The sequence below is a fragment of the Vibrio sp. JZG10 genome (genome assembly GCF_054064075.1).
This window is the reverse complement of the sequence record NZ_JBSUGE010000026.1, coordinates 16063-39743: the sequence shown is the minus strand read 5'-3', so window position 1 is coordinate 39743 and position 23681 is coordinate 16063. Positions and strand designations below refer to the sequence as shown.

23 protein-coding genes and 1 pseudogene are annotated in these 23681 nt (G+C 46.4%); 13 read left to right on the top strand and 11 right to left on the bottom strand.

All coding sequences use genetic code 11. From position 1 onward, the window contains the following. Positions 1–4 precede the first annotated feature (4 nt). Positions 5–517, top strand: a complete 513-nt coding sequence (locus ACWYVB_RS21450) for a GNAT family N-acetyltransferase (RefSeq protein WP_374092856.1) — start codon at positions 5–7, stop codon at positions 515–517. On the opposite strand, the gene ACWYVB_RS21445 is transcribed toward ACWYVB_RS21450, so the two are convergent. From ACWYVB_RS21445 to ACWYVB_RS21435, 3 genes are all read right to left on the bottom strand, one after another. Continuing rightward, positions 501–1028 (bottom strand): hypothetical protein, encoded by a 528-nt coding sequence (locus ACWYVB_RS21445; protein ID WP_005391876.1) that lies wholly within the window; start codon positions 1026–1028, stop codon positions 501–503. The two genes, ACWYVB_RS21450 and ACWYVB_RS21445, sit on opposite strands and share 17 nt — an antisense overlap. 238 nt (positions 1029–1266) lie before the next feature. Then, on the bottom strand, positions 1267–1551 hold the full coding sequence (locus tag ACWYVB_RS21440) for a hypothetical protein (protein ID WP_046875577.1): 285 nt from the start codon (positions 1549–1551) through the stop codon (positions 1267–1269). Positions 1552–1618: 67 nt separating this feature from the next. Next, the gene (locus tag ACWYVB_RS21435) at positions 1619–2518 is read right to left on the bottom strand and encodes a DMT family transporter (protein ID WP_047009764.1); all 900 of its coding nucleotides are present in this window, start codon (positions 2516–2518) and stop codon (positions 1619–1621) included. Positions 2519–2610: 92 nt separating this feature from the next. Here ACWYVB_RS21435 and ACWYVB_RS21430 point away from each other — a divergent pair, with 92 nt between their 5' ends. Further along, positions 2611–4047 carry an aminotransferase-like domain-containing protein gene (locus ACWYVB_RS21430; RefSeq protein WP_457530080.1) on the top strand — a complete coding sequence of 479 codons (1437 nt, stop codon included), beginning with the start codon at positions 2611–2613 and terminating at the stop codon, positions 4045–4047. Between the two features lie 96 nt (positions 4048–4143). On the opposite strand, the gene ACWYVB_RS21425 is transcribed toward ACWYVB_RS21430, so the two are convergent. The 3 genes from ACWYVB_RS21425 to ACWYVB_RS21415 form a co-directional block, all read right to left on the bottom strand. Next, positions 4144–5280, bottom strand: coding sequence for a glycerate kinase (locus ACWYVB_RS21425; RefSeq protein ID WP_457530079.1), 1137 nt, complete (start codon positions 5278–5280; stop codon positions 4144–4146). A gap of 16 nt (positions 5281–5296) precedes the next feature. After that, on the bottom strand, positions 5297–6649 hold the full coding sequence (locus ACWYVB_RS21420; RefSeq protein WP_046875581.1) for a GntP family permease: 1353 nt from the start codon (positions 6647–6649) through the stop codon (positions 5297–5299). A gap of 158 nt (positions 6650–6807) precedes the next feature. Next, a complete protein-coding gene (locus ACWYVB_RS21415) occupies positions 6808–7950 on the bottom strand; it encodes a sugar diacid recognition domain-containing protein (RefSeq protein WP_457530098.1) in 1143 nt (380 codons plus the stop codon). A 234-nt stretch (positions 7951–8184) separates the two neighbouring features. On the opposite strand from ACWYVB_RS21415, the gene ACWYVB_RS21410 reads away from it, so the two are divergent. Further along, positions 8185–8358 carry a hypothetical protein gene (locus ACWYVB_RS21410; RefSeq protein WP_005391896.1) on the top strand — a complete coding sequence of 58 codons (174 nt, stop codon included), beginning with the start codon at positions 8185–8187 and terminating at the stop codon, positions 8356–8358. 69 nt (positions 8359–8427) lie between these two features. Here ACWYVB_RS21410 and ACWYVB_RS21405 read toward each other — a convergent pair whose 3' ends face one another. Next, entirely contained in the window at positions 8428–8790 is a 363-nt protein-coding gene (locus tag ACWYVB_RS21405) for a hypothetical protein (RefSeq protein ID WP_047009761.1), read from the bottom strand. 283 nt (positions 8791–9073) lie between these two features. Here ACWYVB_RS21405 and ACWYVB_RS21400 point away from each other — a divergent pair, with 283 nt between their 5' ends. From ACWYVB_RS21400 to ACWYVB_RS21380, 5 genes are all read left to right on the top strand, one after another. Further along, positions 9074–10921: a M3 family metallopeptidase gene (locus tag ACWYVB_RS21400; protein WP_457530076.1), complete on the top strand. Its 1848-nt coding sequence runs from the start codon at positions 9074–9076 to the stop codon at positions 10919–10921. Positions 10922–10986: 65 nt separating this feature from the next. Then, entirely contained in the window at positions 10987–11523 is a 537-nt protein-coding gene (locus ACWYVB_RS21395; protein WP_031855860.1) for a DUF924 family protein, read from the top strand. Between the two features lie 25 nt (positions 11524–11548). Further along, on the top strand, positions 11549–12259 hold the full coding sequence (locus tag ACWYVB_RS21390) for an HAD family hydrolase (RefSeq protein WP_268809318.1): 711 nt from the start codon (positions 11549–11551) through the stop codon (positions 12257–12259). Between the two features lie 96 nt (positions 12260–12355). Next, on the top strand, positions 12356–12673 hold the full coding sequence (locus ACWYVB_RS21385; RefSeq protein ID WP_395205634.1) for a DUF4144 domain-containing protein: 318 nt from the start codon (positions 12356–12358) through the stop codon (positions 12671–12673). Between the two features lie 137 nt (positions 12674–12810). Continuing rightward, complete coding sequence (locus ACWYVB_RS21380; RefSeq protein ID WP_395205633.1) at positions 12811–13296, top strand: VOC family protein; 486 nt, start codon at positions 12811–12813, stop codon at positions 13294–13296. 72 nt (positions 13297–13368) lie between these two features. On the opposite strand, the gene ACWYVB_RS21375 is transcribed toward ACWYVB_RS21380, so the two are convergent. Next, positions 13369–14283, bottom strand: coding sequence for a LysR family transcriptional regulator (locus ACWYVB_RS21375; RefSeq protein WP_029846112.1), 915 nt, complete (start codon positions 14281–14283; stop codon positions 13369–13371). Positions 14284–14424: 141 nt separating this feature from the next. On the opposite strand from ACWYVB_RS21375, the pseudogene ACWYVB_RS21370 reads away from it, so the two are divergent. From ACWYVB_RS21370 to ACWYVB_RS21355, 4 genes and pseudogenes are all read left to right on the top strand, one after another. Next, positions 14425–15732, top strand: a pseudogene (locus ACWYVB_RS21370) (DUF1254 domain-containing protein). Positions 15733–15883: 151 nt separating this feature from the next. Continuing rightward, a complete protein-coding gene (locus ACWYVB_RS21365; protein ID WP_375222610.1) occupies positions 15884–16726 on the top strand; it encodes a LysR family transcriptional regulator in 843 nt (280 codons plus the stop codon). Between the two features lie 154 nt (positions 16727–16880). Then, complete coding sequence (locus tag ACWYVB_RS21360) at positions 16881–17306, top strand: VOC family protein (RefSeq protein ID WP_053809671.1); 426 nt, start codon at positions 16881–16883, stop codon at positions 17304–17306. Between the two features lie 59 nt (positions 17307–17365). Continuing rightward, positions 17366–17878, top strand: coding sequence for an O-acetyl-ADP-ribose deacetylase (locus tag ACWYVB_RS21355; protein WP_053809672.1), 513 nt, complete (start codon positions 17366–17368; stop codon positions 17876–17878). A 130-nt stretch (positions 17879–18008) separates the two neighbouring features. Here the strand turns inward: ACWYVB_RS21355 and ygjK are convergent, their stop codons facing one another. The 3 genes from ygjK to ACWYVB_RS21340 form a co-directional block, all read right to left on the bottom strand. Further along, entirely contained in the window at positions 18009–20699 is a 2691-nt protein-coding gene (ygjK, locus tag ACWYVB_RS21350) for an alpha-glucosidase (protein WP_134646372.1), read from the bottom strand. A 115-nt stretch (positions 20700–20814) separates the two neighbouring features. Next, a complete protein-coding gene (locus ACWYVB_RS21345) occupies positions 20815–21582 on the bottom strand; it encodes a hypothetical protein (protein ID WP_020841655.1) in 768 nt (255 codons plus the stop codon). A gap of 456 nt (positions 21583–22038) precedes the next feature. Beyond that, positions 22039–23175, bottom strand: coding sequence for an MBL fold metallo-hydrolase (locus ACWYVB_RS21340; RefSeq protein ID WP_074190682.1), 1137 nt, complete (start codon positions 23173–23175; stop codon positions 22039–22041). A 180-nt stretch (positions 23176–23355) separates the two neighbouring features. On the opposite strand from ACWYVB_RS21340, the gene ACWYVB_RS21335 reads away from it, so the two are divergent. Then, a complete protein-coding gene (locus ACWYVB_RS21335) occupies positions 23356–23601 on the top strand; it encodes a Rho-binding antiterminator (RefSeq protein WP_005460845.1) in 246 nt (81 codons plus the stop codon). Positions 23602–23681 lie beyond the last annotated feature (80 nt).

The window sequence follows — 23681 nt, the reverse complement described above, 5'->3', positions numbered from 1 at the left end:
ATGAATGCAAATCAGACCCATCCAGGTAAGCGATATCGAGCGCTTTACCGAACTGTGGAACCGAGTCTATGCCGAAGGTAAATACCTGCGCAGTCCGGCTCCAGATAAAGACACCCTGACCAATATTTTACGTCGCGTAGAACTTGAATCGATTCCTCAATTTGTTGCTTTGGACCATCACGTTCTGATTGGTAGTGTAGAGATTTTTCCTGCCGAACTGTGCGGTTATGAAGGCGGTCAACTCACTAGCACAGGCATTTTAGGTATTCATATTGATAGAACATTCAGAGGAAAAGGGCTAGGTAAGCAGCTATTGTCTGTCGCACTTAAAAGTGCCTGGGAATATGGTTACGACACCATTCTACTTAATGTTTATAAGGACAACCTTGCCGCGATAGCGTTGTACGAACGATTTGGATTTGAGCACCATGGTGAACTAGGAGAAGTCACTCTCCCCAATGGCGAAGTGTTGATGAGTCAGAAGATGATGTTAAGCGCGCCTAACAACCCTCAGTAACGTGCCCTCGGACGATAGACTCTGTGGATGCTTGATTTACATAATAGAAATAGCATGCCTCTTCTGCCAAGGTATACCCTTGCGGCCAAATGTACACCACCCGATCAAGACCTGACTGGTCGACAAATTGATAATCGGGAATAGACACAAAGTGGGTACTATTTGGGTGTTGCTGACCAATAATACAAAAGTCACTGCCTTTGCAGGGAACATCAATTTTGGACACGCCACTCTGCGGCAAATCGATTTCTAATAACGCGCCAATGCTATTGGCGCTCGCTTCTGGCATACCACTTAAGGTTTTTACGTTCCTATCAATATAGTGGACTTGGTTTTGCTCGGCAGCATTGTCTATCACCACTCGGGCGTTAAAAAATTTAAGCGCGGTACCCAATGACGAATTGGAACTGTGTAACATCGACGCATAGGCTTGGCGATGAATGTGGAGTAGTGTTGGCAACGCAGCCAAAGCGATGAAAGCCAAAGTGGCGAGCACTATGGTGATTTCCATCAGAGTAAATCCCTTTAATCTCACTTTTTTATCTCAGCAGAATGAATGGTCGTTTGCCTCACATCCATGTGAGACCTTGCCAATATATCGCTGATTTAAAACGTTTAAAGCCCTAGTAGATGACAAACAAGAGTCATGGGCCAAAGTTGAGACCGCTCGCCAAGTTACTATGCAAACGCACACATTTATGTGTCAATTTTAGGACTTTATTTATCAATCACTTATTTACTGAAGTAGATTACCCGAGTAGTGGAACGTTATTACGAACAAGTCCGCGACGTACGTTAGTGCACATCTTCCCGAAACGACGGATCTCATCAAACTGCGGAATCACACCCCGCTCCATTGCTGACTCCCAATAAGTAACCTCTGAATCGACCATTTCTAATAATTTCTTTGGACAACCGATGCACTGCCCTTCCGGCCCACACACAAAGGTTTCCGGTTCGTAAATCGGTAGTTCCGCTTTTACTTGCTCGATGATATTACGCATCGCGGTCATTCGGTCTGGCTTTGCCGTCATCACTCTGCTCCACGGATTAAGATGAAGCAGAATTGTACTCACTGGCACGTGAATGTCCCTACCCAATTTAGGTATATTCTGTTTGAACCGATTTTTTTATCGTCAGATCTGGCTTTTTAACCACTAGATAGACCGCCGTGGCCGCCAATGCAAAGCCAGAAATGCCCATCCAATCAAACGACTCACCAAACGCGAGCCAAGCTTGAATCGCGGTTGTTGGCGGCACGAGGTAAAACACAGACGCCACACTCGAAGACGCGCCATTTCTCACCATGTACAGCAGCAGCAGAATAGCCACACAAGAGAGCACGACGACCAACCACAACACGGTCAAAATAAACTCCAGTTCCCACTGAACTTGCATGGTTTCAAACTGCATCGCAACAGGCAGAAACATGATGAGTGCGGCCAAATATTGCACCGTCGCACCACCAACCATATCCACCTGTTGGCAATGTTTTTTCTGATACAGCGTCCCTAACGTGATACCAACCAAAGACAGTAAACAGACTCCAATGGCTAAGAACTTATGTTGCTCAGACTGCCACTCCATGTTTCCCATCAGCACCATAGCGATGCCGACAAAGCCTAGAGCCAAACCCAGCCATTGCGAGGGTTTAAATTCCTCACGAACAAACACCACCAGCAAAGCCGCGGTTAAAATCGGCTGAATGCCCACCAACAACGAACTCAGCCCGGCAGGCATACCCAAATCAATAGCGAAATAAGTGCCGCCTAAATAGAAGCCATGGATCAACACACCCACCACACAGCTGTGCCAAAAATCGCTTCCTGTCGGCAACCTTCTACGCAATACCGCCACAAGAACCAAAAACAGTAAGACATTGAATGCCATACGGATAGAAAGTAGTGTCGCTGGCTCGGCATATTGCAAACCAAAACGCGCACCAACAAATCCAGAAGCCCAAAGGATGACAAATACAAAAGGGATGGCTCGGATTAACATGATCGCCTCACTCACGCTTGTTTTATGTTTTGAGATACTGTTAATGTAATTAGGTACAGTGTTTTCAAAAAGTGACAGATGGAAGTATTTTTATGGGTACAGATTTATTGGAAAGCGGTGAAGGGAATAAGTACCTCGTGGTGGAAAAGCACCTTAAACAAGCCATCAATGGTGGCGTTTACCAAGTGGATGATCGACTACCCTCCATTCGCTCATTGAGCCAAGAATTAAGCGTCAGCAAAAACACCGTGATTCGTGCGTATCAAGAGCTGGAAGCGCAAAACTTGGTGTACTCGGTTCCCAAGTCGGGTTATCGAGTAAAAATCGCCTTGCCGACTTCTCGCTCAATTCCGGATCCGACTCGCGTGGATTTGCTCTCGATCTGCAAAGAAATCCTCACGTACCCTGAATACCAAGAGCGTTTGCCCGCAGGCTCTGCCCACCCAAACATTGACTCCCCCGCGATCAAAAGCTTGTACGCCGAGATTGGCCGCCACAGCCGCCAGCAAACGCATGTACCGAGCCATTACCAATTACCACCCGGTGATCACCTCTTAATCAAACAACTGGCGAAAATCACGCAAGATTTGGGCACACCAGCCAAGTTGGATGAGATAATGGTGACGCACGGCGCGCAACAAGCAATTAGCCTAGCGCTGCGCGCAACGACACAAAAAGGCGATATTGTCGCGGTGGAGTCCCCTTGCTATTTTGGCAACTTATTGATGCTCGAATCACTCGGCCTCAAAGCGGTGGAAATTCCGAGTTGCCCACGAGACGGTATGTGCCCCGAAGCCTTAGCAAAAGCAATGGCGACATGGGACATAAAAGCGATCATCGTAACGCCAAACTTCACCAACCCAACTGGTGCCATGATGCCGCTAGAAAAGCGCCGGCAATTGCTATTGGCGTCTGGCAATATTCCTATTATCGAAGACGATGTGTTTGGCGGGTTAAGTTATAACAAGCCTTTGCCAAGCTTGAGGTTGCTCGATGACAAGCAACGCGTAATTTACGTGAATTCGTTATCCAAAACGCTCGATTCGCGTTTGAGAATTGGTTGGATGTTGGCGGGGCGATATCGAGATCAAATTGAGCAATATCTACTGTGTGAGAACATGGGCAGTTTGAATCTGATGCAATCTGCCGTGGCAACGTTTCTAACGTCAGGCAAGTATCGAACGCATACTGCGCGAATGGGTCGGGTTTATCAAAACAACATGCGCCGATTTATCCAGATGCTTCATCAATACTTAGATGAATACGAATCTCTAAAAAATCGATACCAGATCAACGCCGTGCAAGGTTCGTTCTTGCTTTGGTTGCGCCTGCCCAAAGAAACGGACAGCTATGCGTTGTATCAAGCGTGTAATCAACACAGAATCAGCCTACTTCCCGGTACCGTATTTGGCACTCAAGGACAATATAGACATTGCGTGCGCCTCAGCGTAGCAAACTTTGGTAGTGAAACCGATTGGATTCACGCGATGCAAACACTGGCAAAGTTGATAGCAAAGCATGTTCGTTAACTCGCTCTTGCTAAATGAACTTATGCCCGCATACGTAGACTGGTAACAACAAAAAACTCCACGCAAAGGTGGAGTTTTTTCGTATCGTTATCGCCCTCAGTGCGACTTAATTTGCCACATTCTCGCGACGTTTTCGGCTAAATTGGCAACGTTGACGTCGGCCTCTTTCATGGCCTCAGATAAGCTCATCGCCTTTGGCACGCAAGCAAACACCGCATCAATGCCGCATTCATAGACCGCCTGATAGTTGTCGCCCACACAACCAGCCAATGCAACGACTGGTAAATCAAACTGCTTGGCCACCTGAGCAACTCCCATCGGCGTTTTGCCATGTGCGGTTTGATGATCGATTCGACCCTCGCCTGTGAATACAATATCCGCATCCGCAACATGCTGAGCAAGCTTGACCGTTTCAAGCACAATCTCAATTCCCGGTTGCAAACGTGCTGGCGTGTACCCGAGCAAGGCCGCCCCCATACCACCAGCAGCACCTGCGCCTTCACGCGTCAGTACGTGCTTACCCGTCGCTTGTTCCGTCAACTCGCCAAACTTGCGCAATGCGCTATCGAGCAGAGTGACGTCTGACGTCGTCGCTCCCTTTTGCGGGCCAAAGATAGCCGACGCGCCTTTGTCGCCACAGAGTGGGTTGTCAACATCGCATGCTACCAACACTTCACAAGTTGCTAAACGTGGGTCAAGACCAGAAATATCGATGGAGGCAAGCGCCGCTAACCCGCCTCCATTTGGGGTAATTGCATGACCAGATTCATCAAGAAACGTTACCCCCAACGCGGTCAACATGCCCACGCCACCATCATTAGTAGCGCTGCCGCCCAAACCAATGATTAAGCGTTGAATACCGCGGTCTAGCGCGTGTTTGATCAGCTGTCCGGTACCGATGCTGCTGGTCAGTTTTGGGTCGCGAGCGTCACTCGGCACAAGGTGCAGCCCACTAGCCTCCGCCATTTCAATAACCGCGGTTTCGCCGTCGCCGAGGATGCCATAAAACGCTTCAACATCATTCCCTAATGGCGCAGTCACTGTTGTGAAGACTTGTTCGCCTTGAGTTGCATCTATCAAAGATTGAACCGTGCCTTCGCCTCCGTCTGCGACCGGAACCGTAACAAATTCGGCATCATGCCATACGCGAGCAAGACCCGTTTTGATCGCCTCGCTCACTTGTTTGGCGGTTAAGCTTTCTTTAAATGAATCAGGTGCAATTACCACTTTCATACGTATTTCCAGAGACTTATAAGAGAACGAGACTCAAAATGTACACCAATGCCATTGCCGTGACACCTTGAACGAGCGTAGCCATGGTTTGCGCGCGGTACGCTAAGCCCACCGACATGCGGCTAAACTGCGAAACTACCCAGAAGAAGCTGTCGTTTGCATGAGAAACCGTCATCGCACCAGCACCGATCGCCATCACTGTTAATACGCGGCCCATTTCTGAATCTAGCCCCAATTGCGTAAGCATAGGCGCAACCAAAGCCGATGTGGTCACCAATGCAACCGTTGACGACCCTTGCGCCGATTTTAGCGCAGCCGCAACGATAAATGGCATGAAAATGCCCACACCTAGCGCTGATAACGTCGTACCCAAGTATTCACCTAGCGGCGTTGCTTTTAATACCGCGCCAAATGCGCCACCCGCACCGGTAATCAAAAGAATAGGCGCAGCAGCCGTAATACCTTGGCTGATTCGCTCGCCAAATTCTTCAATCTTGTTGTCTGATTTTAGTAGGCGAACAGAAAGGAACAGGCCAATCACCAACGCCGTTAGTGGCTGTCCTAAGAAAGTCAGCACATCAAACACAAAACCTTCGCCTAGCGGTAAGCTTGGGAATTTCGCGATAGAGCCAAAACAGATCAATAAGATTGGAACAAAAATAGGAGCGAATGCTTGGCTCGCCGTTGGCAGTTGGCCGTAAGACGCTTTGAGTGCTTGCCAGTCATGCTGAATTTCCTCTGCGGCTTCAATGCCATCTGGTTCAACATGTTGGAATCGGTTCGCCCACAACATACCCGCTAACGCCGCAACTGCTGCAACAAACACACCCACACCAATCACTAAACCAAGGTTAGATTCCAGGCCTAAGTTACCCGCAGCGGCAATAGGGCCAGGAGTTGGCGGCACAAACGTATGTGTTGCGTATAGGCCAGTTGCCAACGCCACACTCATTGCAACGCTTGAGGTTTTTAAACGCTTCGCGAGTGATTCTTTGAGCGAGTTCAGAATGACAAAGCCTGAATCACAAAATACCGGAACAGAAACGATGTAACCGATGATGCTCATAGTCAATGTTGGGAAACGCTCACCCAACACTTTAATAACCGTATCGGCCATGGTGATCGCCGCACCACTTTTCTCCAAAATAACACCGATAATGGTACCTAAAACGATAACCAAGCCAATGTAACCAAGGATGCCGCCAAAGCCAGAAGCAATGGTTTTGGCAATGCTATCTGCCGGTAAGCCGTAAGCAAATGCCGCAAGGAACGCTGCGATGATCAGCGCTAAAAAGGGATGTAATTTGAATTTGGTGGTCGTGAGCACAATAAATGCGATCACCCCAAGCAGGATTAATATAAGGTTCATGATAACTCCATTTATTCTTATTTTGCTGAGCGAGTCCGTGTTGGCTCACTCAACATGTAGGGACGCATGAATTATTAATCGTTTGCTTTCGAATTCCTTTAGGCGGAGTGACAAATGATGTGGTCAAAAAATGACGCGTATTGTGCAGATGCACAATATCACGCCATTTTTGAGAGCCGAGTCGCAATATAAAGCTCCGCTAACCCCACAAAATTGGAGGTTGGTAGCCCTGTTATCTCAGTGATTTTTTCTAACCGATAACGCAGAGTGTTCCGGTGAATAAACAGCATTTTAGAGCATTCTGTTACATTGCCATTGCATTCAAACAACGCATCTAGGGTTTTCAGTAATTGCCCAGATTTGTCTTTCTCTTTCAACCGTTTCACGCCATCAATAATTTGTTCACCTTGCCAAATATCCGCCAACGGCGCCAACAGCACAGGCAAACGAAGTTCATCGAACAGGTACTTACGTTTCTCTGGGTAGAACTGCTTGCCAATGGCTAATACCTGCTTTGCGCTTTGGTATGACAACGCGACATCTTTAGGCTCATTAAACAACTGCCCTAGCGCAATGTGAAACGTATGCGAATCGTGATCGCTTAAACGCGACATCAACTTATCAATGCGTTCACTTTCGATTTGGCTATCCCATTGCTTGGCGGAATGACACGGTTTCAGCACCACAATTTCATTCACTGAGACAATCGCAACTAGGTTGTTACGCTCTGGGTATTCAAGCAACTCAACAATATTGCGCACACTCTTCATGCTTTTAGAGGCGGACGGCGTCGAGACTTCAATCACCGTTGCCACCCGTGGTTGAGTAACATCGATAGAAAGACGCATCGCCCAATCTTTCAGCTCTTCATCGGTTAATTTGCCATTGATCCAAGCCAGAATAAACTCTTCGCGATGACGTCTGTCCCACTGAAATGTTTCCACCAGCGCAGCTTGCTCGATTGTCAATTCAGCGGTCATTTTGACCAGTTTGGCGAAATCTCGGATTTTCTCTGGCTCGCCTGTCACACCAACAATACCGACCACGTCGCCATGCAATTTCAACAGCATGTTGATTCCGGGTTTGACACCCTGCAACGTCAAACATTGCTGCTCATTCAGCTCTAGTGAATCGCCGTGATTCAACGCCAATACCGCGCCATCATGAACTTGCCCAACGCGTTTAGGATCGCCACTGCCAATAATGATGCCTGCTGAGTTCATCACATTCACATTGTGACCAATGATGGACATGGTTCGATCAACAATTTGCTGTGCTAAGGAGTGGTCGAGAATCACCATTTCGATTTTCCAGATTGACAATTTAATCGTTCAATAAATCACAAATAGCCAACTGTCGCGACGATATAGTTAAAAATAACTGAAACAGCTCAAAGCATTACTCAATTAACCACACTATAAAAATGGATTAAACCCTCATTTTGAGCTGAGAGTTATATACTTAGAACAAAGGTCACCGATGCATTCGTCACTGTGCATCGATACCGCTCGTCTACCTACAGAGGAGGAAACAACATGGAATTACGTAATAAATCGGGTGAAGTCGCAAAAATTGCAGATAATCTCACATTAAAGGAAATCACAGAAATGGGCTACACCGTAGATTTATGCGATGAAGCATTTGACCCCGGTGAGCATTGGAAAGCGGAAGGTAAAACGCAAGGTATGGGCGAGTACCCAGAGGAGTAAACGTCCTGACGGGCCAGCGCACGAAGCGCTCCATAAACAGAAAAACCGAGCGACTTAACGCTCGGTTTTTTACTTTTGAACTTCTTGAATAAACAAGCCCATCTCTTCAAGATAATTGCCGTTTGAGCATCCCCAATCGGTGACTTCAATCAGCTCGGTAACTAACTGTCCAGATTCATCATTTTGTACTCGCTGCACAAACGCTTCAAAGCGTTCTAACTGCGCCTGAGTTTTAATGCCATGCACAGCATATTCTACAAGCAAGCCGTTGTATGTCTGCCAGCGCTGTTCACCTGAAACATCACTGCTTAAAATTACAGAGCACTTTTGTTGAATGTTCTCAACCGCATCATTTCTTGGCGGCGTGACAGAAGAGCATCCAACCAAAATCGTACCTAGCGCCAATAGCGTAACTTTTGTCTTATTTATCATATCGTTTCCATATGTACTGCCGCGATATAGAAATATTATTACACATGACAAAGATCATCGAGAGCGCCTCGCAGATTAATTACCTGATGAACTGTAAAATCCGTGCCAGTCTTAACACTGCGCACTCCGAACTCATAACAACTCTCGCTAACTCATTAAAATGTAAACAAATAGTAAAATCACGTTTACGCAGTACACTACCAGCAAATTAATTTGTCCCTCCTTTATTATCAACAAGCGTGCAATAATTAGGGGTCTACTCCCAACCATTTGAAGGATCAAAATGACCGCAACGGATTATCTCAACGACCTCAATCAACGTTACCTCTCGATTCACCGCACCAAAGAAGATTTCTTTTGGGAAACTTACATGGGGATCAGCGATGACCATGATGGCTCGACGCAAGCACAAACCGCATGGACAAGCTTTTTGAGCAACGCCGAGCAAATTACTGCCATCAAACAACAGCTTGAAGCCGCGGACTCAATTACCGACCCACAAGAGAAACAGCAAACCATTACGGGTCTTTCTGGTTGGCTGGCGATGTTTGAATCTCACGCAATCGAGGGCGAAAAAGCACAAGCGTTGAAAAATCAACTCATTGCCTTTGAAGCTGAGCTCTTCGAGAAAAAACAGAACCACGTACAAACGTTTACCGATGAAAACGGCGAGCAAGTGGAAGGTTCACTGCCAGTATTGAGCTCAACCATTCGCACCAGCAATCATGAAGAAGTTCGCCAATCGGCTCATCAAGCGTTGCTGAACCTTGAACAATGGCTACTGCAAAACGGCTTTATAGAACTGATCAAACTGCGCAACCAGTTCGCTCGCTCACTTGGTTATGCGACCTTCTTTGATTACTCCGTGCAAAAAACGGAAAAGATGAGCTCTGAGCAGCTATTCGAGATTTTGGAAGATTTCGAACAACGCACGCGAGATGCGCACCTAAACAGCTTAGAAAACTTGGCGAAAGAGAAAGGCGCAAGCGCGCTAACAGGCTTCAACTTTGTTTACTCGTTCGCGGGTGACGTCATGCGTGACCTTGACCCATACGTGCCGTTCTCAAAATCTCTGAGACGCTGGGTAGAATCGTTTGGTCGTCTGAATATTGATTACTCTGGCGCGATGCTAACGCTGGATTTGTTAGACCGCAAAGGTAAGTACCCGAACGGGTTCTGCCACGGCCCGATCCCCTCTTTCTACAATCAAGGCGAATGGGTCGCAGCGCAGGTGAACTTTACCAGCAATGCCAAACCAGACCAAGTGGGCAGCGGCTACGATGGTATTAACACGCTGTTCCACGAAGGTGGCCACGCAGCACACTTTGCGAACGTAAAAATGAACGCGCCTTGTTTTTCACAGGAGTTTGCGCCAACGTCGATGGCTTATGCAGAAACTCAGTCGATGTTCTGTGACAGCCTGTTAACCGATGCCGATTGGCTAAAACAATACGCACTGGATGATGAAGGGAATCCGGTTCCTGATGAGATCATTCAAGCGATGATCAACAGTCGTCAGCCATTCAAAGCTTATGAAGAACGTAGCATCTTGGTTGTGCCGTACTTTGAACGCGCGTTATATCAACTTAGCGATGACGAGTTAACGCCAGAGCGCATCACTAAGCTGGCTCGCGATTGTGAAAAACAGATCCTTGGTTTGGAATGCAGCCCTCGCCCACTGATGGCGATTCCACATTTGCTATCCGATGAAGCAGCTTGTGCGTATCAAGGTTATCTACTCGCGCACATGGCGGTGTATCAGACCCGCGCATACTTCCTTGAGAAGTTTGGCTATCTGACGGATAACCCAGAAATTGGCCCACTGCTGGCAAAACACTACTGGCACGCAGGCAATCATTTGTCGCACAACGAAACCATTTTCAGCCTGACTGGCGAGGGGTTCAATGCTAAGTACTTGGCAGATGTATGTAATCTATCGCCAGAGCAAGCGTGGGAAGTACAGCAGAAGAAAATCGACTCACTTGCGACGCGAGAACGAGCACCAGTTGCTTCACTGAACGCGACGATTAAAGTCGTCGACGGCAGTAAAGAACTGGCAAGCAACGTCATCTCTGACGAACAAATGTGTGACGATTTTGAACGTTACATCGTAGAGACTTACGGTCGATAACACGCCAAGAGCCAGAAGCCACGCTTCTGGCTTTTTACTATTAAGGCACAACAAAAGGAAGCGCCATGCATCAACAAATCATCAAGTTCTGGTTCGAAGAGCTAACGCCTCAAAACTGGTTTGAAAACAACCCAGAACTGGACAAACATATTGCGTCACGATTTGCCTCGGTACTAGAACAAGCCGCTCGTTGTGAACTGTTTAATTGGCGTGACAGCGCACAAGGACGATTGGCCGAAATCATCGTCCTCGACCAGTTTTCACGTAATGTGTATCGCAACACCCCAAAAGCGTTTGCGCAAGACCCGCTCGCATTAGCATTGGCTCAAGAAGCAATTCGGTTAGGGCACAATCAAGAATTAGCGCCTGAGCAGCTAAGCTTTTTGTACATGCCGTTTATGCACAGCGAATCGCGCCTCATTCATGTCGAAGCTGAGAAATTGTTTCGCGCATCAGGGCTTGAAAATAACTACGATTTTGAGCTAAAACACAAAGCCATCATCGACCAATTTGGACGTTACCCACATCGCAACGCCATCTTGGGTAGAGAAAGCACACCTGAAGAGTTAGCATTTTTGCAGCAACCCGGTTCCAGCTTTTAACCATCAATAACAACGAGAACGTTGAATGAAATTAGACGCCATATTGTGGGATTACGATGGGACACTCGTAAACTCTGTACCGAAAAACATCGAAATCACCAAAGCGATCTTAGCCATCGTTGCCCCGCACTTAACTGGCGATAATTTACCGAAATATCTCCATTCAGAAGCCAACTATCACTACGCAAACCACGCGGCGAAAAACTGGCAAGAGCTCTACGTGGATTACTACGGCATGTCCCATGATGAAATGCTGCAAGCTGGCGGTTTATGGGCAGAGCATCAAGAGAAAAACCAAACACCAGTAACCCTGTTTGAAGGCATTGATGGCGTGATTAAAGAGTTTGCGCAGCTGCCTCACGGCATTTGCTCTCAAAACTCACAAAGCAATATTCGTCGAGTGCTGTCCGACAACGGCATCAGCGCACCGTTTAAATCCATCGTCGGGTATGATGACGTCTCGAATGGGCACCAAAAGCCCGATGCGTACAGTGGCATCAAATGCGTTGAGTCGATTTTTGGTCACGCAGAAAATAGACAGCTGATGTACATCGGTGACCATGAAGCCGACACGCAATTCGCACGCAACATCGAACAGCAGTTGGGTGGCCAAAGTAAGGTGATTGCCGTTGCAGCAGCGTACAGCGGCGCGATGCCTGAGCGTTGGAGCGTGCAACCAGATTACGTGGCAAGAACGGTTGACGAGCTGTTTTCGATTATTGCTCAACACACGTAATTTTTGACTGCGGTTTAAGGCCAACACCTTGAAAGCCAGCGCTCACCTTGCCCTTTCAGACATTGAAACAATTTTAGCCACTACACTGGAGGCCCCATGGTTACATGGCCATGTTTATTGAAACTCGATGGCGACGATGAACTTATCTATTTGCGTTCTCATGCCGATCTTGATTCCGAATGCGAAGCGCTCATTTGGGGGCCAGATGATTACGTAATTGACTCAAATGGCAACACGTTCGGGTTGCAATACAACGATTCGAACACCACCGTTTTACAACCGGGAGAACGCACTCTGTCCGTCGAGGAAGTTACGTCGCTCATCCAGTCGCATGAGTTTAGTCTCGTACAAAGGTGCATCATCAAAATTCACTTCACCTCGGTACAGCAAGCAGTTGAGGCATTAGCCAATTAGCTCGAACTCCGCCCCACTGATTACATAAAATTATTATTTTTATAATTTATGATAATTTCATGTAATTAAAACCGCACCATATACTCTCCCACATCGAAACAAAACAACGTTTAAGCACACATGTTGGGAGCAAACAAATGAAAATGAATCATGTCGGTATTATGGTCGGAGATATGGATAAAGCGGTTGAGTTTTACACGCAAGCGCTTGGTCTAAAAGTCGTTATGGGTAACACGAAAGTGATTGAAGAACGCGAAACCGCAATTGGCAGAATGTGTATTGCGGTCTTTGGTGAGGGCTTTAAAGGCTTCAACATTGCGCATCTAGTGACAAGCGATGGCATCGGACTTGAGTTATTTGAAATGAAAGAGCGCCAAGCGCGCCATGAAGTGGATTTTTCTCGCATCGGTATCTTCCATTTCTGTTTGCAGACGGACGACTTTGAAGGTGCAATCCAGCGCACTGAAGCGTTTGGTGGCAAAGTTCGTATGGACATCATGCGTTACCACCCAGAAGACGATAACAAGCCTGCGAAAATGGTCTATCTAGAAGACCCATTCGGCAACCTGTTCGAACTTTACTCGCACACTTATGAAGAAACTTACGCTTCTGAATACGAGTAATTGCATCAAGCAACACAACCGGGATCAGTGCGTTATCGAACCCGGTTGTTCAAACCGTTTCACCAACCATTGTTACGACTCAATGCCTAACGACTTCATCAACGATTCAACGGTATTGTTAACCCACAATATCAACGGATCATTACGGCGCTTTACGCTGTAAACGTAACCGAAGTTACCTTCTAATTTCGGCAGCGCGTCATCAAATTCAATAAAAGAAAAACGCTTATCTAACTGATTGATCAAGTGACGCGAACAAGGAAACAACACATCGCTATCCGCAACCAAATTCAAAATGGTGTTAATGTGCGTGGTACGCAGTTGAATTCTTGGGACAACTGAAAAAGGCTGTAATAAGCGCGAGATGTGATCTTCTTTTTCATTCCAATGTTGGATGATGTGAACCGCGTACGCGTACTCTGAAATGTCATCCAAATACATGCGTTTGCCACCATGCGGATGCGTCGCGCGACAGGCCAGAGCAAAGTCGTCCCGCCCGCCTTTTTTCTGAACCAGATGCTTCGGCAATTCCATAGGGAAATAGTTGATGCCAAAAGCGATTTCACCCGCATCGATTTTGTCTGGCGTGGTTTCCGTCCAGTCTTCGATCACCAAGTTCATAAACGGCGCTTCTTTGGCTAGCAGCTGAGTAAACGCGGCAGAAAACCATTGCGCAATGGACGAGTTGATCGCAACACGCAGAACACAGCTTTCGATCGCGGGATCAAAACTATGAGAAACATTCACTAGCTTGTCGATGTCGTTGATGATCCCAGACAGCTGCGCTTTGATCTCTTCGGCTTTCGGCGTGAGCTCCATATTGGTGCCCTTACGCACTAAAATGTCGTCGTTAAACAAATCCCGAATTTTACGCAAGCTTCGACTCACAGCAGGCTGGCTGGTGCACAAACGCTCCGCAGCCGTTGTGGTGTTGCGTGTTTCAAGAATCACCGCAAGCACCTTGAGCAAATTGTAATCAAAGTTCATCAACGTTATCTCTTTAGCTTTTCTCACAGCATATCACTTTTGATATAGACTAAATACTCACAATTCATTTCTGTAATAAACGGGTGAACGACTAAGCTTAGCTGGAAACATATCCTCACAAACAAATGGATGAAACCAGCCATGAAACAAAAATTACTCGTTACTCTATTGGGATTATCAGCGCTAGGAGCCAGCTCTGTATTTGCGGCTAACACCAATGTTGATCTTGCAGAAGATGCTTATATCTACGGCTACTCTATCGATGAAGCGTACAAGTTTTTCTATCACACGGCGGTAGAAAACAACTATCCGCTCAACCGCTTTCAGAATATTCGTGCTCTAGCTGATGACTCTTACACCGCTCACCCAACCATTAATAACGATACGCTTCACCTTATGGGCTGGTTAGATGTTGCTGCAGAACCTGTCATTGTGAGCGTGCCTGATATGGATGAAGGCCGTTACTGGATCTTGCATACAATGGACATGGGCCACTACACCAACGCAGCGTTCAGTTCTCGTACTCGCGGCACAAAAGGCGGCCAGTTCATGTTTGCAGCACAAGATTGGCAAGGTGAAGTGCCAGCTTCTGTCGACGAAGTGGTTCGCGTAGACAGCAACCTTGTGAAGCTGATGGGTCGCATCATGGCAGTGAATGACGAAGATGCGAAAGTCGCGCTTAACTACATGGACCAATGGAACATTCGTACCCTATCGGAATATTTAGGTAAGAACGGGCCAAAACCAGTACAAAGAACGTACCCAGATCCAAAAAATTCAACATGGCTTGAACGCGTGAACTTCGTGCTATGTGATGGCTCGATGGGTAATGCAGACAAACAGTGGTTGGACAAATACCAATCTATCGGCGTTGAACCATGCAAAACTGACTTCACACCTGAGTAGCTAAAACTGGCAAAAATTGGTGAGAAGAAAGGCATGGAACACCTCGTCGAACTTGCGCCTAAAATGACAGATGCTCGTACGTTGCTTGGTACACGCGATACCTTGGGTGATGCGCCACGCGATATTTTTGCAGAAGGTACTTACCTTGGTCAGTGGGGCTTACCACCTATCGAAGCGTCTTACCGTAAATCAGATTTCGACAGCACTGGTCAAAAACTGGATGGTTCGAAGCATGATTACGTGATGCGCTTTAAAGCGCCGAACGTCAGCGAATTCTGGTCTGTTACTATTTACGGCAACGACAACCGTTTGATGGCGAAAAACGACCTAAACCGTCACAGCCGTGGCGACCGAACCATGAAAGCGGACAAAGACGGTTACTACACCATTTACATGAGTGCGAACGAGAAAGGCCGTGCAGACGATCCAAACTTCTTGCCAGTACCTGAAAAACCGTTCTACGCCATCATGCGTTTCTACGGCGCTGACGATGCAATCCAAAGTGGTGAGTATCAAATGCCTGAAATCAAAGTAGTTAAGTAATTCGTTTTAACGAACCACTGCTCTGTCGCCTCCTTAGCTCGTAAGTGCGTTAAGGGGGCTTATTTCAAGGTGGGTGTCTAGGGCGAACATCTAGCCCAAAAATCAAAGAGCCACCCACTCAATCTAGTGATTATTTTTATTTAGGTATCGTATGGATTTTAATCTAATCCAAACCTTTTTAATTGTTGCTGAATATCAATCTTACTCTCGCGCCGCAGAGCACCTAGGGCTAACTCAGCCAGCGATTAGCGCATCCATGAAGCGTTTGGAAAAAGAAACCAACAAATCGTTATTTGTGAAGGATGGGCGACAAATCAAACTCACTTCTGTAGCGCATCAGTTACTACCTAAATTTCATCAGGCGTTTGCGATGATCAATGATGCCATTTCCGATCAAAGCACTTTCCGCCTGAGCTGTAATGAAGCGCTGATCCACCGCATCACACCAACCAACACGATCAGCATTTGCGCCGATACGGATTTACCTTCGTTATTGAATGATCTACGACTTAAACAGATCGATTTGATTATTAGCCCAACGACCATTCATGACCCATCGTTTATCAGTGAATCAATTTTTGAAGAGCCAATGGTGGTGATTTGTCGTCAAGATCACCCACGTATCGCAGGAAAAATCGAACAAGAACAGTTTTATTCTGAAAAGCACTGTCGGTTTGTCGGAGACGAAGACTTCCCAGTTAGCGACACCGAAGTTCACCAGCCAGGGCTGCAAGAGCGTGATGTGGAAATGATGGCAACATCGCTCTCTGGCATGATGCTCTATGTAGCGAAACACGATTGCTTAGGCGTGCTTCCCCTGTCTTTGGCGCAGAAATGGCAATCGGCTTTGAATCTGCAAGTCATTCAAACTCCAATGCTTTCCGAGCCAGTCAGCTATAAACTGATTTTCCATAAACGAGATGAATCCAACACTTCCCATCAGTGTTTGCGAGCTTGGGCGCGTGACCAATTTGCTACAGGCCTAAACGCCTGACTCGGTCGCACATCAAGGCGTTTCGCCAAAAACTCTTTCTCTCTTCTTAAACGCACTCTTTATGACTAAATGCGCATATGTTAAAAATGGCTTAACGATCAATATGGACGTTCAGGTCGTATACTTTTTCATAACCGCACAAAAGGAGTGAAACATGCCCACCAACAACCCAATCGCAATCCAAGCCCTTGATCATGTCGTGTTAAGAACGTGCAACCTCGACGCCATGTTGCATTTCTATCGAGATATTTTGGGCTGCCCTGTCGAGCGCGAAGTAATGGAGCTTGGTTTAACCCAGCTTAGGGCTGGTAACGCATTGATTGATGTGGTGACGGTGGACAGCGAGTTAGGACAACTTGGCGGAAAGCCACCAGTTCAAAATGGTCGTAATATTGACCATTTTTGCCTGCAACTAGCGCCTTTTTCAGAAAATGAAATGCTGGAATATCTGCGTTCACGCGGCATTGAAGCCGAAGAGTTTGCGAAGCGGTATGGCGCACAAGGGTTCGGTAGATCACTCTATATACATGATCCGGAAGGAAATGTTGTCGAGTTAAAACCTCAAGTCATTGATGAGTAAGCTACACTTAACTGTGTTACTGACCATTTGTTTCTCATCATTGTAGAAGGCTCAAAAAAATGAACGCGATCTCGTTAGTCCAAGGCGACATCACCACCGCACATGTCGATGCCATCGTGAATGCAGCAAATCCGAGAATGCTCGGCGGAGGTGGCGTCGATGGTGCCATTCATCGCGCAGCAGGGCCTGCGCTTATCAATGCGTGTTATGCCGTTGATGATGTCGACGGTATTCGATGCCCGTTTGGTGACGCACGCATTACTGAGGCTGGCAATTTAAACGCGCGTTACGTCATTCATGCCGTTGGCCCGATTTACGATAAATTCGCCGATCCAAAAGCGGTGTTGGAATCTGCATATCAACGCTCGCTGGATCTCGCGCTCACCAACCACTGCCAAAGTGTGGCGCTGCCTGCGATTTCTTGCGGAGTGTATGGTTACCCACCTCAAGAAGCAGCAGAAGTCGCGATGGCCGTTTGTCAAAGACCGGAGTACGCGGTACTCGACATGCGCTTTTACTTGTTTAGTGAAGAGATGCTTTCGATATGGCAACACGCCCTGACCCAGCACTAAAATCTTTGTGACAAGAGGCATAAAAAACCGGACTGCCAATACAGTCCGGTTTGTCTTATTTATCAATGAATTATCATTTTTTAAGCGCTACAAATGCTAGGGGTCATCCAAAGCGCCTAATGTGTGCGATCTAGTTTTTGAAGAATCCGTTGTACATCATGTACAAATGCGCCGCAGACCAAGAGAAGTTCGACGCACCTTGTACCGCGCCCGTCTCAGGGTTGTAGTTTTCACGGATTGGCATGTCACCCGTCATACCTTCTGCGTTGTTAAACAACTCATTCGCCATTGCAATCGCTTCTTCTTTGTAGCCGTAGTTTTCCATCGCACGGAAGCCAAAGTACACTTGGTCTAGCCATACACGACCACGCCAGTACACATCTTTACCGTAAGCAGGGTTGGTTTGCGATGCGGTCGGCAAAGGCACACCCGTTCCTTGGAATTTATCTGGCGTGTTGAACTCGTCTTGATCACGCATCACCGCGATCACTTTATCGGCATGCTCTTGCGTTGCTGCACCATTAAACAGCGGCGACCAACCTTCAGGGCCTTTTCCACGTTCTACAATCGGCAAACCCGCACAGCCATTTGCAAGAGGCGCAGGAGTAGTGCCATCTTCAGCCACATTTAAGTGAATGTCGTAGAAGAATCCTGTGCTTTCATCAAACATACATTGGTTAATGTAAGTCTTGATTTTTTCTGCGCCGTTAAGGAATTCTTGCGCACGATCTTTACCTTCTACGCCATCGGACACCAACTTCGCCATTTCCGCTAAGTATTTGTTGTCTGAGTACATGTAAGAGGCTTGATCCACCGATTCTTGCAGCATAGAGAAGCCAAGCAGCTCGCCGTCCGCAGCATTATTGTTGGTGCGATTTTCTGCAAAACGAACTTCCCAATCTTTCTTCGCAAGATCGAGTTTCGCTAAGTTTTCCGCTGACGTATTGCTGTACACCCACTCTTCGCCTTCCAGCTTGATGCTGTTATCAAAGCCGTACGCACTTGCCGCGTAGCGACCAAGTTGATCCACATTTTTGTCTGGATTGCTGATGTCTTCAGCTTGCGAATTCATGTTGTGGATGTTGTAGATAAAGCCAAAACGAGCCGCGTTATCCATGCCCGATTCCCAGCCAGCCGCTTCTTGTGCGCCGACGTGAATCGTCATGTAATCCACTTCATCAAGAATCTTATTGTAAGACGCCATGCCTTTTACTTTATAAGAATTGCCGTTTTGCTCGATGATGTCTTCTGCCGGAATAATGGTCGTGAAGTTAGGATCCCGCGTTTCTACCCAAACGTACATCACGCCTTCTTCCGTGTTGTGTGCTGGGTCCACTGCCGCGCCGTATTCAGGCACACCATTTTGGTTGTGGTCGCGGTTTGATAGCCACCAATCGTGGTATGCCACCAACTTCGGATACATTTCATCAATGAATTTTTGCGCGTCTTCTGGGCGATCAAACTGGTTCACGAGAGCGTGATACACCTCCATCACAGACCATGCCGCCAACGATGGTTTCGTATTGCGTTCGTTCCAGTTTTCAGAGCCAGCACCACCACGACTAACAGGTTTGGTGTACGTCAACACATCCAGCAAGTAGCCTTTGTCTTGCGGACGAATCTTGTCATCAGCTTGAACTTGCTCTTGGAATACCGTGCGAATGTTGTCCATCGCAACATCTGGGTTGAAATGCGCCATCGCGTACGCTTGTTTCCACGAATCCCACGGCCATGTTAAGTTACCAGAGAACCAACGCGCAGTGACCGATGGCGTGACTGTCGCTTGTTCAATATCGCCCGCCGCAGAGCGCCAGTTACCGTTTAGGGTTTCCATCGCTTTTACGGCCACACGAGCTTGGTCTGCTGTCGCTTCTTTGTTAATGAGACCATTCGCTAAGTAGCCATCCCAACGCGCTTTCGACGCTTCCATGTATTGAGTTGGATTCGCCAATACATCTTGCAATTTCAACGATTCTGACTGCACTTCTTTCGCATTGTGCAGGTTAGAATACGCCGTATAAACCGCCGATGTTTGCTCAGCTGGTAGGCTCATCTCCGCGGTAGAACTGAATGAGGTTTCGTTGGTGAACGTCTTCGTCGGTAGAGAACGAGTAATGCGGAACTCGGCATCGCGGTCATTACGAATCGCCCAGTTGTCTTTCATCTCGCTAAAGTTAATTTTAATGCCGTTCTCGATGGTCGAAATCCGGCGCTTGTAATCTGGGTAGTACTGCGCCACGGTTTGGTCTTTGCGCGTCGACAGCGCGTATTTCACTAACTCGCCGTCCCACTCCAACGCCAAGTTCATATCACGATCAGTTTTGTTAGTGATGAGCGTTTCCACCAGCGAAGAACGATCAGTCACGAAGCGCAGCACCATTTGCACGTGAATATCGTCCAAGTCCAACACCTGCACTAACGCACCTGGAATGGAATAGATTTTCGCTTCTGCGTCCGATAAATCGTAAGTTTGGCCACTCACTTTGTCAGTCAACGTGAGCTTGTCGAACGTTTGGCCAGACATAAAATGCGCGTACTCTTGCGTCACTTGCATAATACCGCCGAAAGCGCCATAACCCGCCGCATCTTCAGGTAGCAAATGGCCATGCCACGCGCCGTTATCCGTCAACGCGTTGTACTTCAGGTTCGAATAACTGTCGTAATCACGCAGGTAAGTTGGATTACCAGTACGATCAATCACGTTAGTAAATTCCGAAGTTGGCGCCTGTGGTAAACGGATTTCAGTTTTATCATTGGAACCACATCCAACAAGCGAAATAGTAGCCCCGATCAGAATGGCAAGTGTGCTCTTTTTAAACATACTTTTTCCCTATTATTTGCGTTATTTTTATATTCTCATTTATATAAATGAGTGTTTTTAGTGTGCAGAAGCCCGGCTCGCACTAAATAAGCACAAGCTTCCGATAATTATTCTTTTATTTTTCTTTAGCGATAGTGATGGCTTTTAATAAATCGCCATTAATATTCGGAATTGTGTCAGCCAAAAATATCTGATTACCAGGTGTAAAAGTGAGTAAAACGTTTTTTAGTCGTTGACTGTTTTCACTGGTTTTATTTTGAACATCAAACTCAATTAATTTGTTGTACACTTCATTTGCCAGCTTTTCTTCTTGTTCTTCGGTAATCGCAATACGTCCAACACAAATTGGGGGTCGAATATCGTGACTAAACACTTCTTCACGAAAGCGCTGTGCAAATAGCGTGTCTAAATTTGAACCTTCTTCAAAAATAAAGCGGCCTGTATCTTTAAATTGATAGTGTTTATCCCCTTTCAGTTCAATGTAATCCATCATTTCTAGTGCACGTAAATAGAGCGCAACGGAAGTATCACTCAGCTGGTATCTCCGTGCGATCTCTTCTAAAGACCACTCAGGTCGACGCAAAAGATAAAGAAAATCAAATAAGTGAGGATATTGATGGAAAATCTCACTGTTGGTGTCGGTGATAAACTGTTCACTCTCTTGCTGCAGCTGCTTACCTCGCATGGATAACTCAACCAAATCCGTATCTAGGTGCGTGGCGTACAACAAGATTTTATCTAAACCAAGAGACGTATTGTGAAGCTGTCTTTTTATAGTAGAAAGCGGGATTCCAAGTCCAATAGAAAGCTCAGAATATCCAATGCCTTTTTCTTTTATTTTTTCTCGTAAAGCAGCAAGTAAATACGTTGCAGAATTATTCATCTAACAATGCCTGTATTTTATTTATTCAGCATCCATGATGATAAATTCAAGAGAGTCCTACTCTTGTGATTTTGGTCTCAATATTCTATCTTGTTGGCGTAAAACATATCTTATCCATTAAATTTTTTTACTTTTATTTAACTGGATGCATTTTACCCACCCTGAACAAGTTATGGCCATTGATCTATGGGCTTATCAAGATAATAGTCAGTATAATTGTTTTGAAGAGTAAAATTAAGATGGCAAAGATTTTTACTAAAACTTTTCTGATAAGAGCGCAAATTTTCAGATGAAAAGTATCAAAAAATGACACCAATCGATTTATAAAAGCGTGAGATCACAATTGGAAAGTGAACCTATGGAAATTTTGAATTTCAATGACCAGTAAAAACCTTGTTATATTCTGAAAATAACAAGGTTAATTTATAAAATAATTATTGAAGTAAGATCATGTTATTAAGTCAAAATTATATCTGGCTCACATATTTCTTTTTCTCGCCACCATTGTTTATTTATATGTTCTTGATGAACGTAAAAACTCTGCCCCGGCATTGGCGTCAGCAGCGTTATATGTTCTTTTTGACAATGGGTAAGCAAATCTAAAATCGGTTCGTCCCAGCGGTGAGTAAACAGTTCGTATGTAGCCCAATGTACTGGCAACAGTTTTTTCGCATTTAAATCGCGAAACGCTTGCACGGTATGATGAGCCTGCATGTGCCCCCAGTTTTCGACCGGATAACCTTGGCCTTTCACATCGGCAGCCACCTCCAAACAGGCAATGTCGATTGGTCCACATCGCAGTGCGATCTCGGAAAAGTGCGAATCGTAAGCTGAATCGCCACTAAAATAGAGCGTCTCTTCTTTGCCTTTGATGACCCAAGAAGCCCACAGGGTCGCGTTTTTATCGAAATAAGTACGACCCGAATTATGGTTAGCAGGCGTACAAATCAGTTCGATTCCAGCATAGTGCACGCTATCCCACCAATCGAATTCCACGATGTTGTCTGCGCAAACGCCCCACTTTATCAGATGCTTGCCAACCCCTAAGGGTACATAAAACGTCACGGGTTTATCGGCGTAGAAACGTATGGTCGATGCTTCTAAATGGTCGTAATGATCGTGCGAAATCACGATAATTTCAGGAATCGGTAAACAATCTCTGGCGTGGGTATTGGGAATATTGCGTTCAAACCACGCTTTTGCGACGAACGGAGAAGCGTAATCAAATACCGGATCGGTCAGAATTCGAATGCCATCGACCTCCACCAGCATGGTGGAATGGCCCAGCCAAGTAACGCGCATCGATTCACTTCGCTGCGCAAACTGCGTGGGTTGAATTGGGGAATGTGGCAGATGTTCGTTAGGACTCAACGGCGTTCTACCACCAAGATAACTCCAACACACCTGCCAGAATGATTGCGGACTAGGCACATTTGGCATCTCGTTTTTAACGCGGCCGTTTTCAAATTGAGGCGAGTGGTGAACACGGTGCGCCAACTGCGCATGGTAGGTTTGAGGCGGAATCAGTGAATCTGGCTTTTGTGTCTTTTGTTCACTCGTTAGGTATGTGCGCTTAAGTATCGTCTCAGACATATCGTTATTTTGTCTCGCTTGTGAACGCTCAACAGTAGGTTTATTAAAACGTGCGTGTATGTCTATTTCGTGACCAAAATGAGGTGTAAGATGAAGGTTCAGTTTCAATCAAACGTCTTCTATTTAAGGATACGGTTCTCAAACCTTCTGAATACTGCGTCGGTTTGAAAGGAGAAAACTATGGTGACTTGCAGCCAATACGATTTTATTGAAATCGCCTGTATGTTTAAGCTCCCTATCGAGATCACGCTAAAAAATGGTGAAACTCATCAGGGCAACGCGTTCGACACAGGCTACGACATGCAGCGACAAGAGTGCTTGTTTTTAGATATGGATGGTGAGCACACCGCCTTCCCGACTGAACAATTAGTCGCAATGCGCGCGCTCAAAGCCAATCCGCATTTTGACGAAGTGACGTTTGAGTAAACGTCCTTCTTTCACTGACGCCGTCCAATAAAAAACGCCTCTCAAGCTGACACAACTTGAGAGGCGTCCTCTTACACGGT

Excerpts from the sequence above, each read along its gene's own strand:
- ACWYVB_RS21450 (WP_374092856.1), top strand. The coding sequence starts at position 5 with ATGCAAATCAGACCCATCCAGGTAAGCGATATCGAGCGCTTTACCGAA.
- ACWYVB_RS21445 (WP_005391876.1), bottom strand. The coding sequence starts at position 1,028 with ATGGAAATCACCATAGTGCTCGCCACTTTGGCTTTCATCGCTTTGGCT.
- ACWYVB_RS21440 (WP_046875577.1), bottom strand. The coding sequence starts at position 1,551 with ATGACGGCAAAGCCAGACCGAATGACCGCGATGCGTAATATCATCGAG.
- ACWYVB_RS21435 (WP_047009764.1), bottom strand. The coding sequence starts at position 2,518 with ATGTTAATCCGAGCCATCCCTTTTGTATTTGTCATCCTTTGGGCTTCT.
- ACWYVB_RS21430 (WP_457530080.1), top strand. The coding sequence starts at position 2,611 with ATGGGTACAGATTTATTGGAAAGCGGTGAAGGGAATAAGTACCTCGTG.
- ACWYVB_RS21425 (WP_457530079.1), bottom strand. The coding sequence starts at position 5,280 with ATGAAAGTGGTAATTGCACCTGATTCATTTAAAGAAAGCTTAACCGCC.
- ACWYVB_RS21420 (WP_046875581.1), bottom strand. The coding sequence starts at position 6,649 with ATGAACCTTATATTAATCCTGCTTGGGGTGATCGCATTTATTGTGCTC.
- ACWYVB_RS21415 (WP_457530098.1), bottom strand. The coding sequence starts at position 7,950 with ATGGTGATTCTCGACCACTCCTTAGCACAGCAAATTGTTGATCGAACC.
- ACWYVB_RS21410 (WP_005391896.1), top strand. The coding sequence starts at position 8,185 with ATGGAATTACGTAATAAATCGGGTGAAGTCGCAAAAATTGCAGATAAT.
- ACWYVB_RS21405 (WP_047009761.1), bottom strand. The coding sequence starts at position 8,790 with ATGATAAATAAGACAAAAGTTACGCTATTGGCGCTAGGTACGATTTTG.
- ACWYVB_RS21400 (WP_457530076.1), top strand. The coding sequence starts at position 9,074 with ATGACCGCAACGGATTATCTCAACGACCTCAATCAACGTTACCTCTCG.
- ACWYVB_RS21395 (WP_031855860.1), top strand. The coding sequence starts at position 10,987 with ATGCATCAACAAATCATCAAGTTCTGGTTCGAAGAGCTAACGCCTCAA.
- ACWYVB_RS21390 (WP_268809318.1), top strand. The coding sequence starts at position 11,549 with ATGAAATTAGACGCCATATTGTGGGATTACGATGGGACACTCGTAAAC.
- ACWYVB_RS21385 (WP_395205634.1), top strand. The coding sequence starts at position 12,356 with ATGGTTACATGGCCATGTTTATTGAAACTCGATGGCGACGATGAACTT.
- ACWYVB_RS21380 (WP_395205633.1), top strand. The coding sequence starts at position 12,811 with ATGAAAATGAATCATGTCGGTATTATGGTCGGAGATATGGATAAAGCG.
- ACWYVB_RS21375 (WP_029846112.1), bottom strand. The coding sequence starts at position 14,283 with ATGAACTTTGATTACAATTTGCTCAAGGTGCTTGCGGTGATTCTTGAA.
- ACWYVB_RS21365 (WP_375222610.1), top strand. The coding sequence starts at position 15,884 with ATGGATTTTAATCTAATCCAAACCTTTTTAATTGTTGCTGAATATCAA.
- ACWYVB_RS21360 (WP_053809671.1), top strand. The coding sequence starts at position 16,881 with ATGCCCACCAACAACCCAATCGCAATCCAAGCCCTTGATCATGTCGTG.
- ACWYVB_RS21355 (WP_053809672.1), top strand. The coding sequence starts at position 17,366 with ATGAACGCGATCTCGTTAGTCCAAGGCGACATCACCACCGCACATGTC.
- ygjK (WP_134646372.1), bottom strand. The coding sequence starts at position 20,699 with ATGTTTAAAAAGAGCACACTTGCCATTCTGATCGGGGCTACTATTTCG.
- ACWYVB_RS21345 (WP_020841655.1), bottom strand. The coding sequence starts at position 21,582 with ATGAATAATTCTGCAACGTATTTACTTGCTGCTTTACGAGAAAAAATA.
- ACWYVB_RS21340 (WP_074190682.1), bottom strand. The coding sequence starts at position 23,175 with ATGTCTGAGACGATACTTAAGCGCACATACCTAACGAGTGAACAAAAG.
- ACWYVB_RS21335 (WP_005460845.1), top strand. The coding sequence starts at position 23,356 with ATGGTGACTTGCAGCCAATACGATTTTATTGAAATCGCCTGTATGTTT.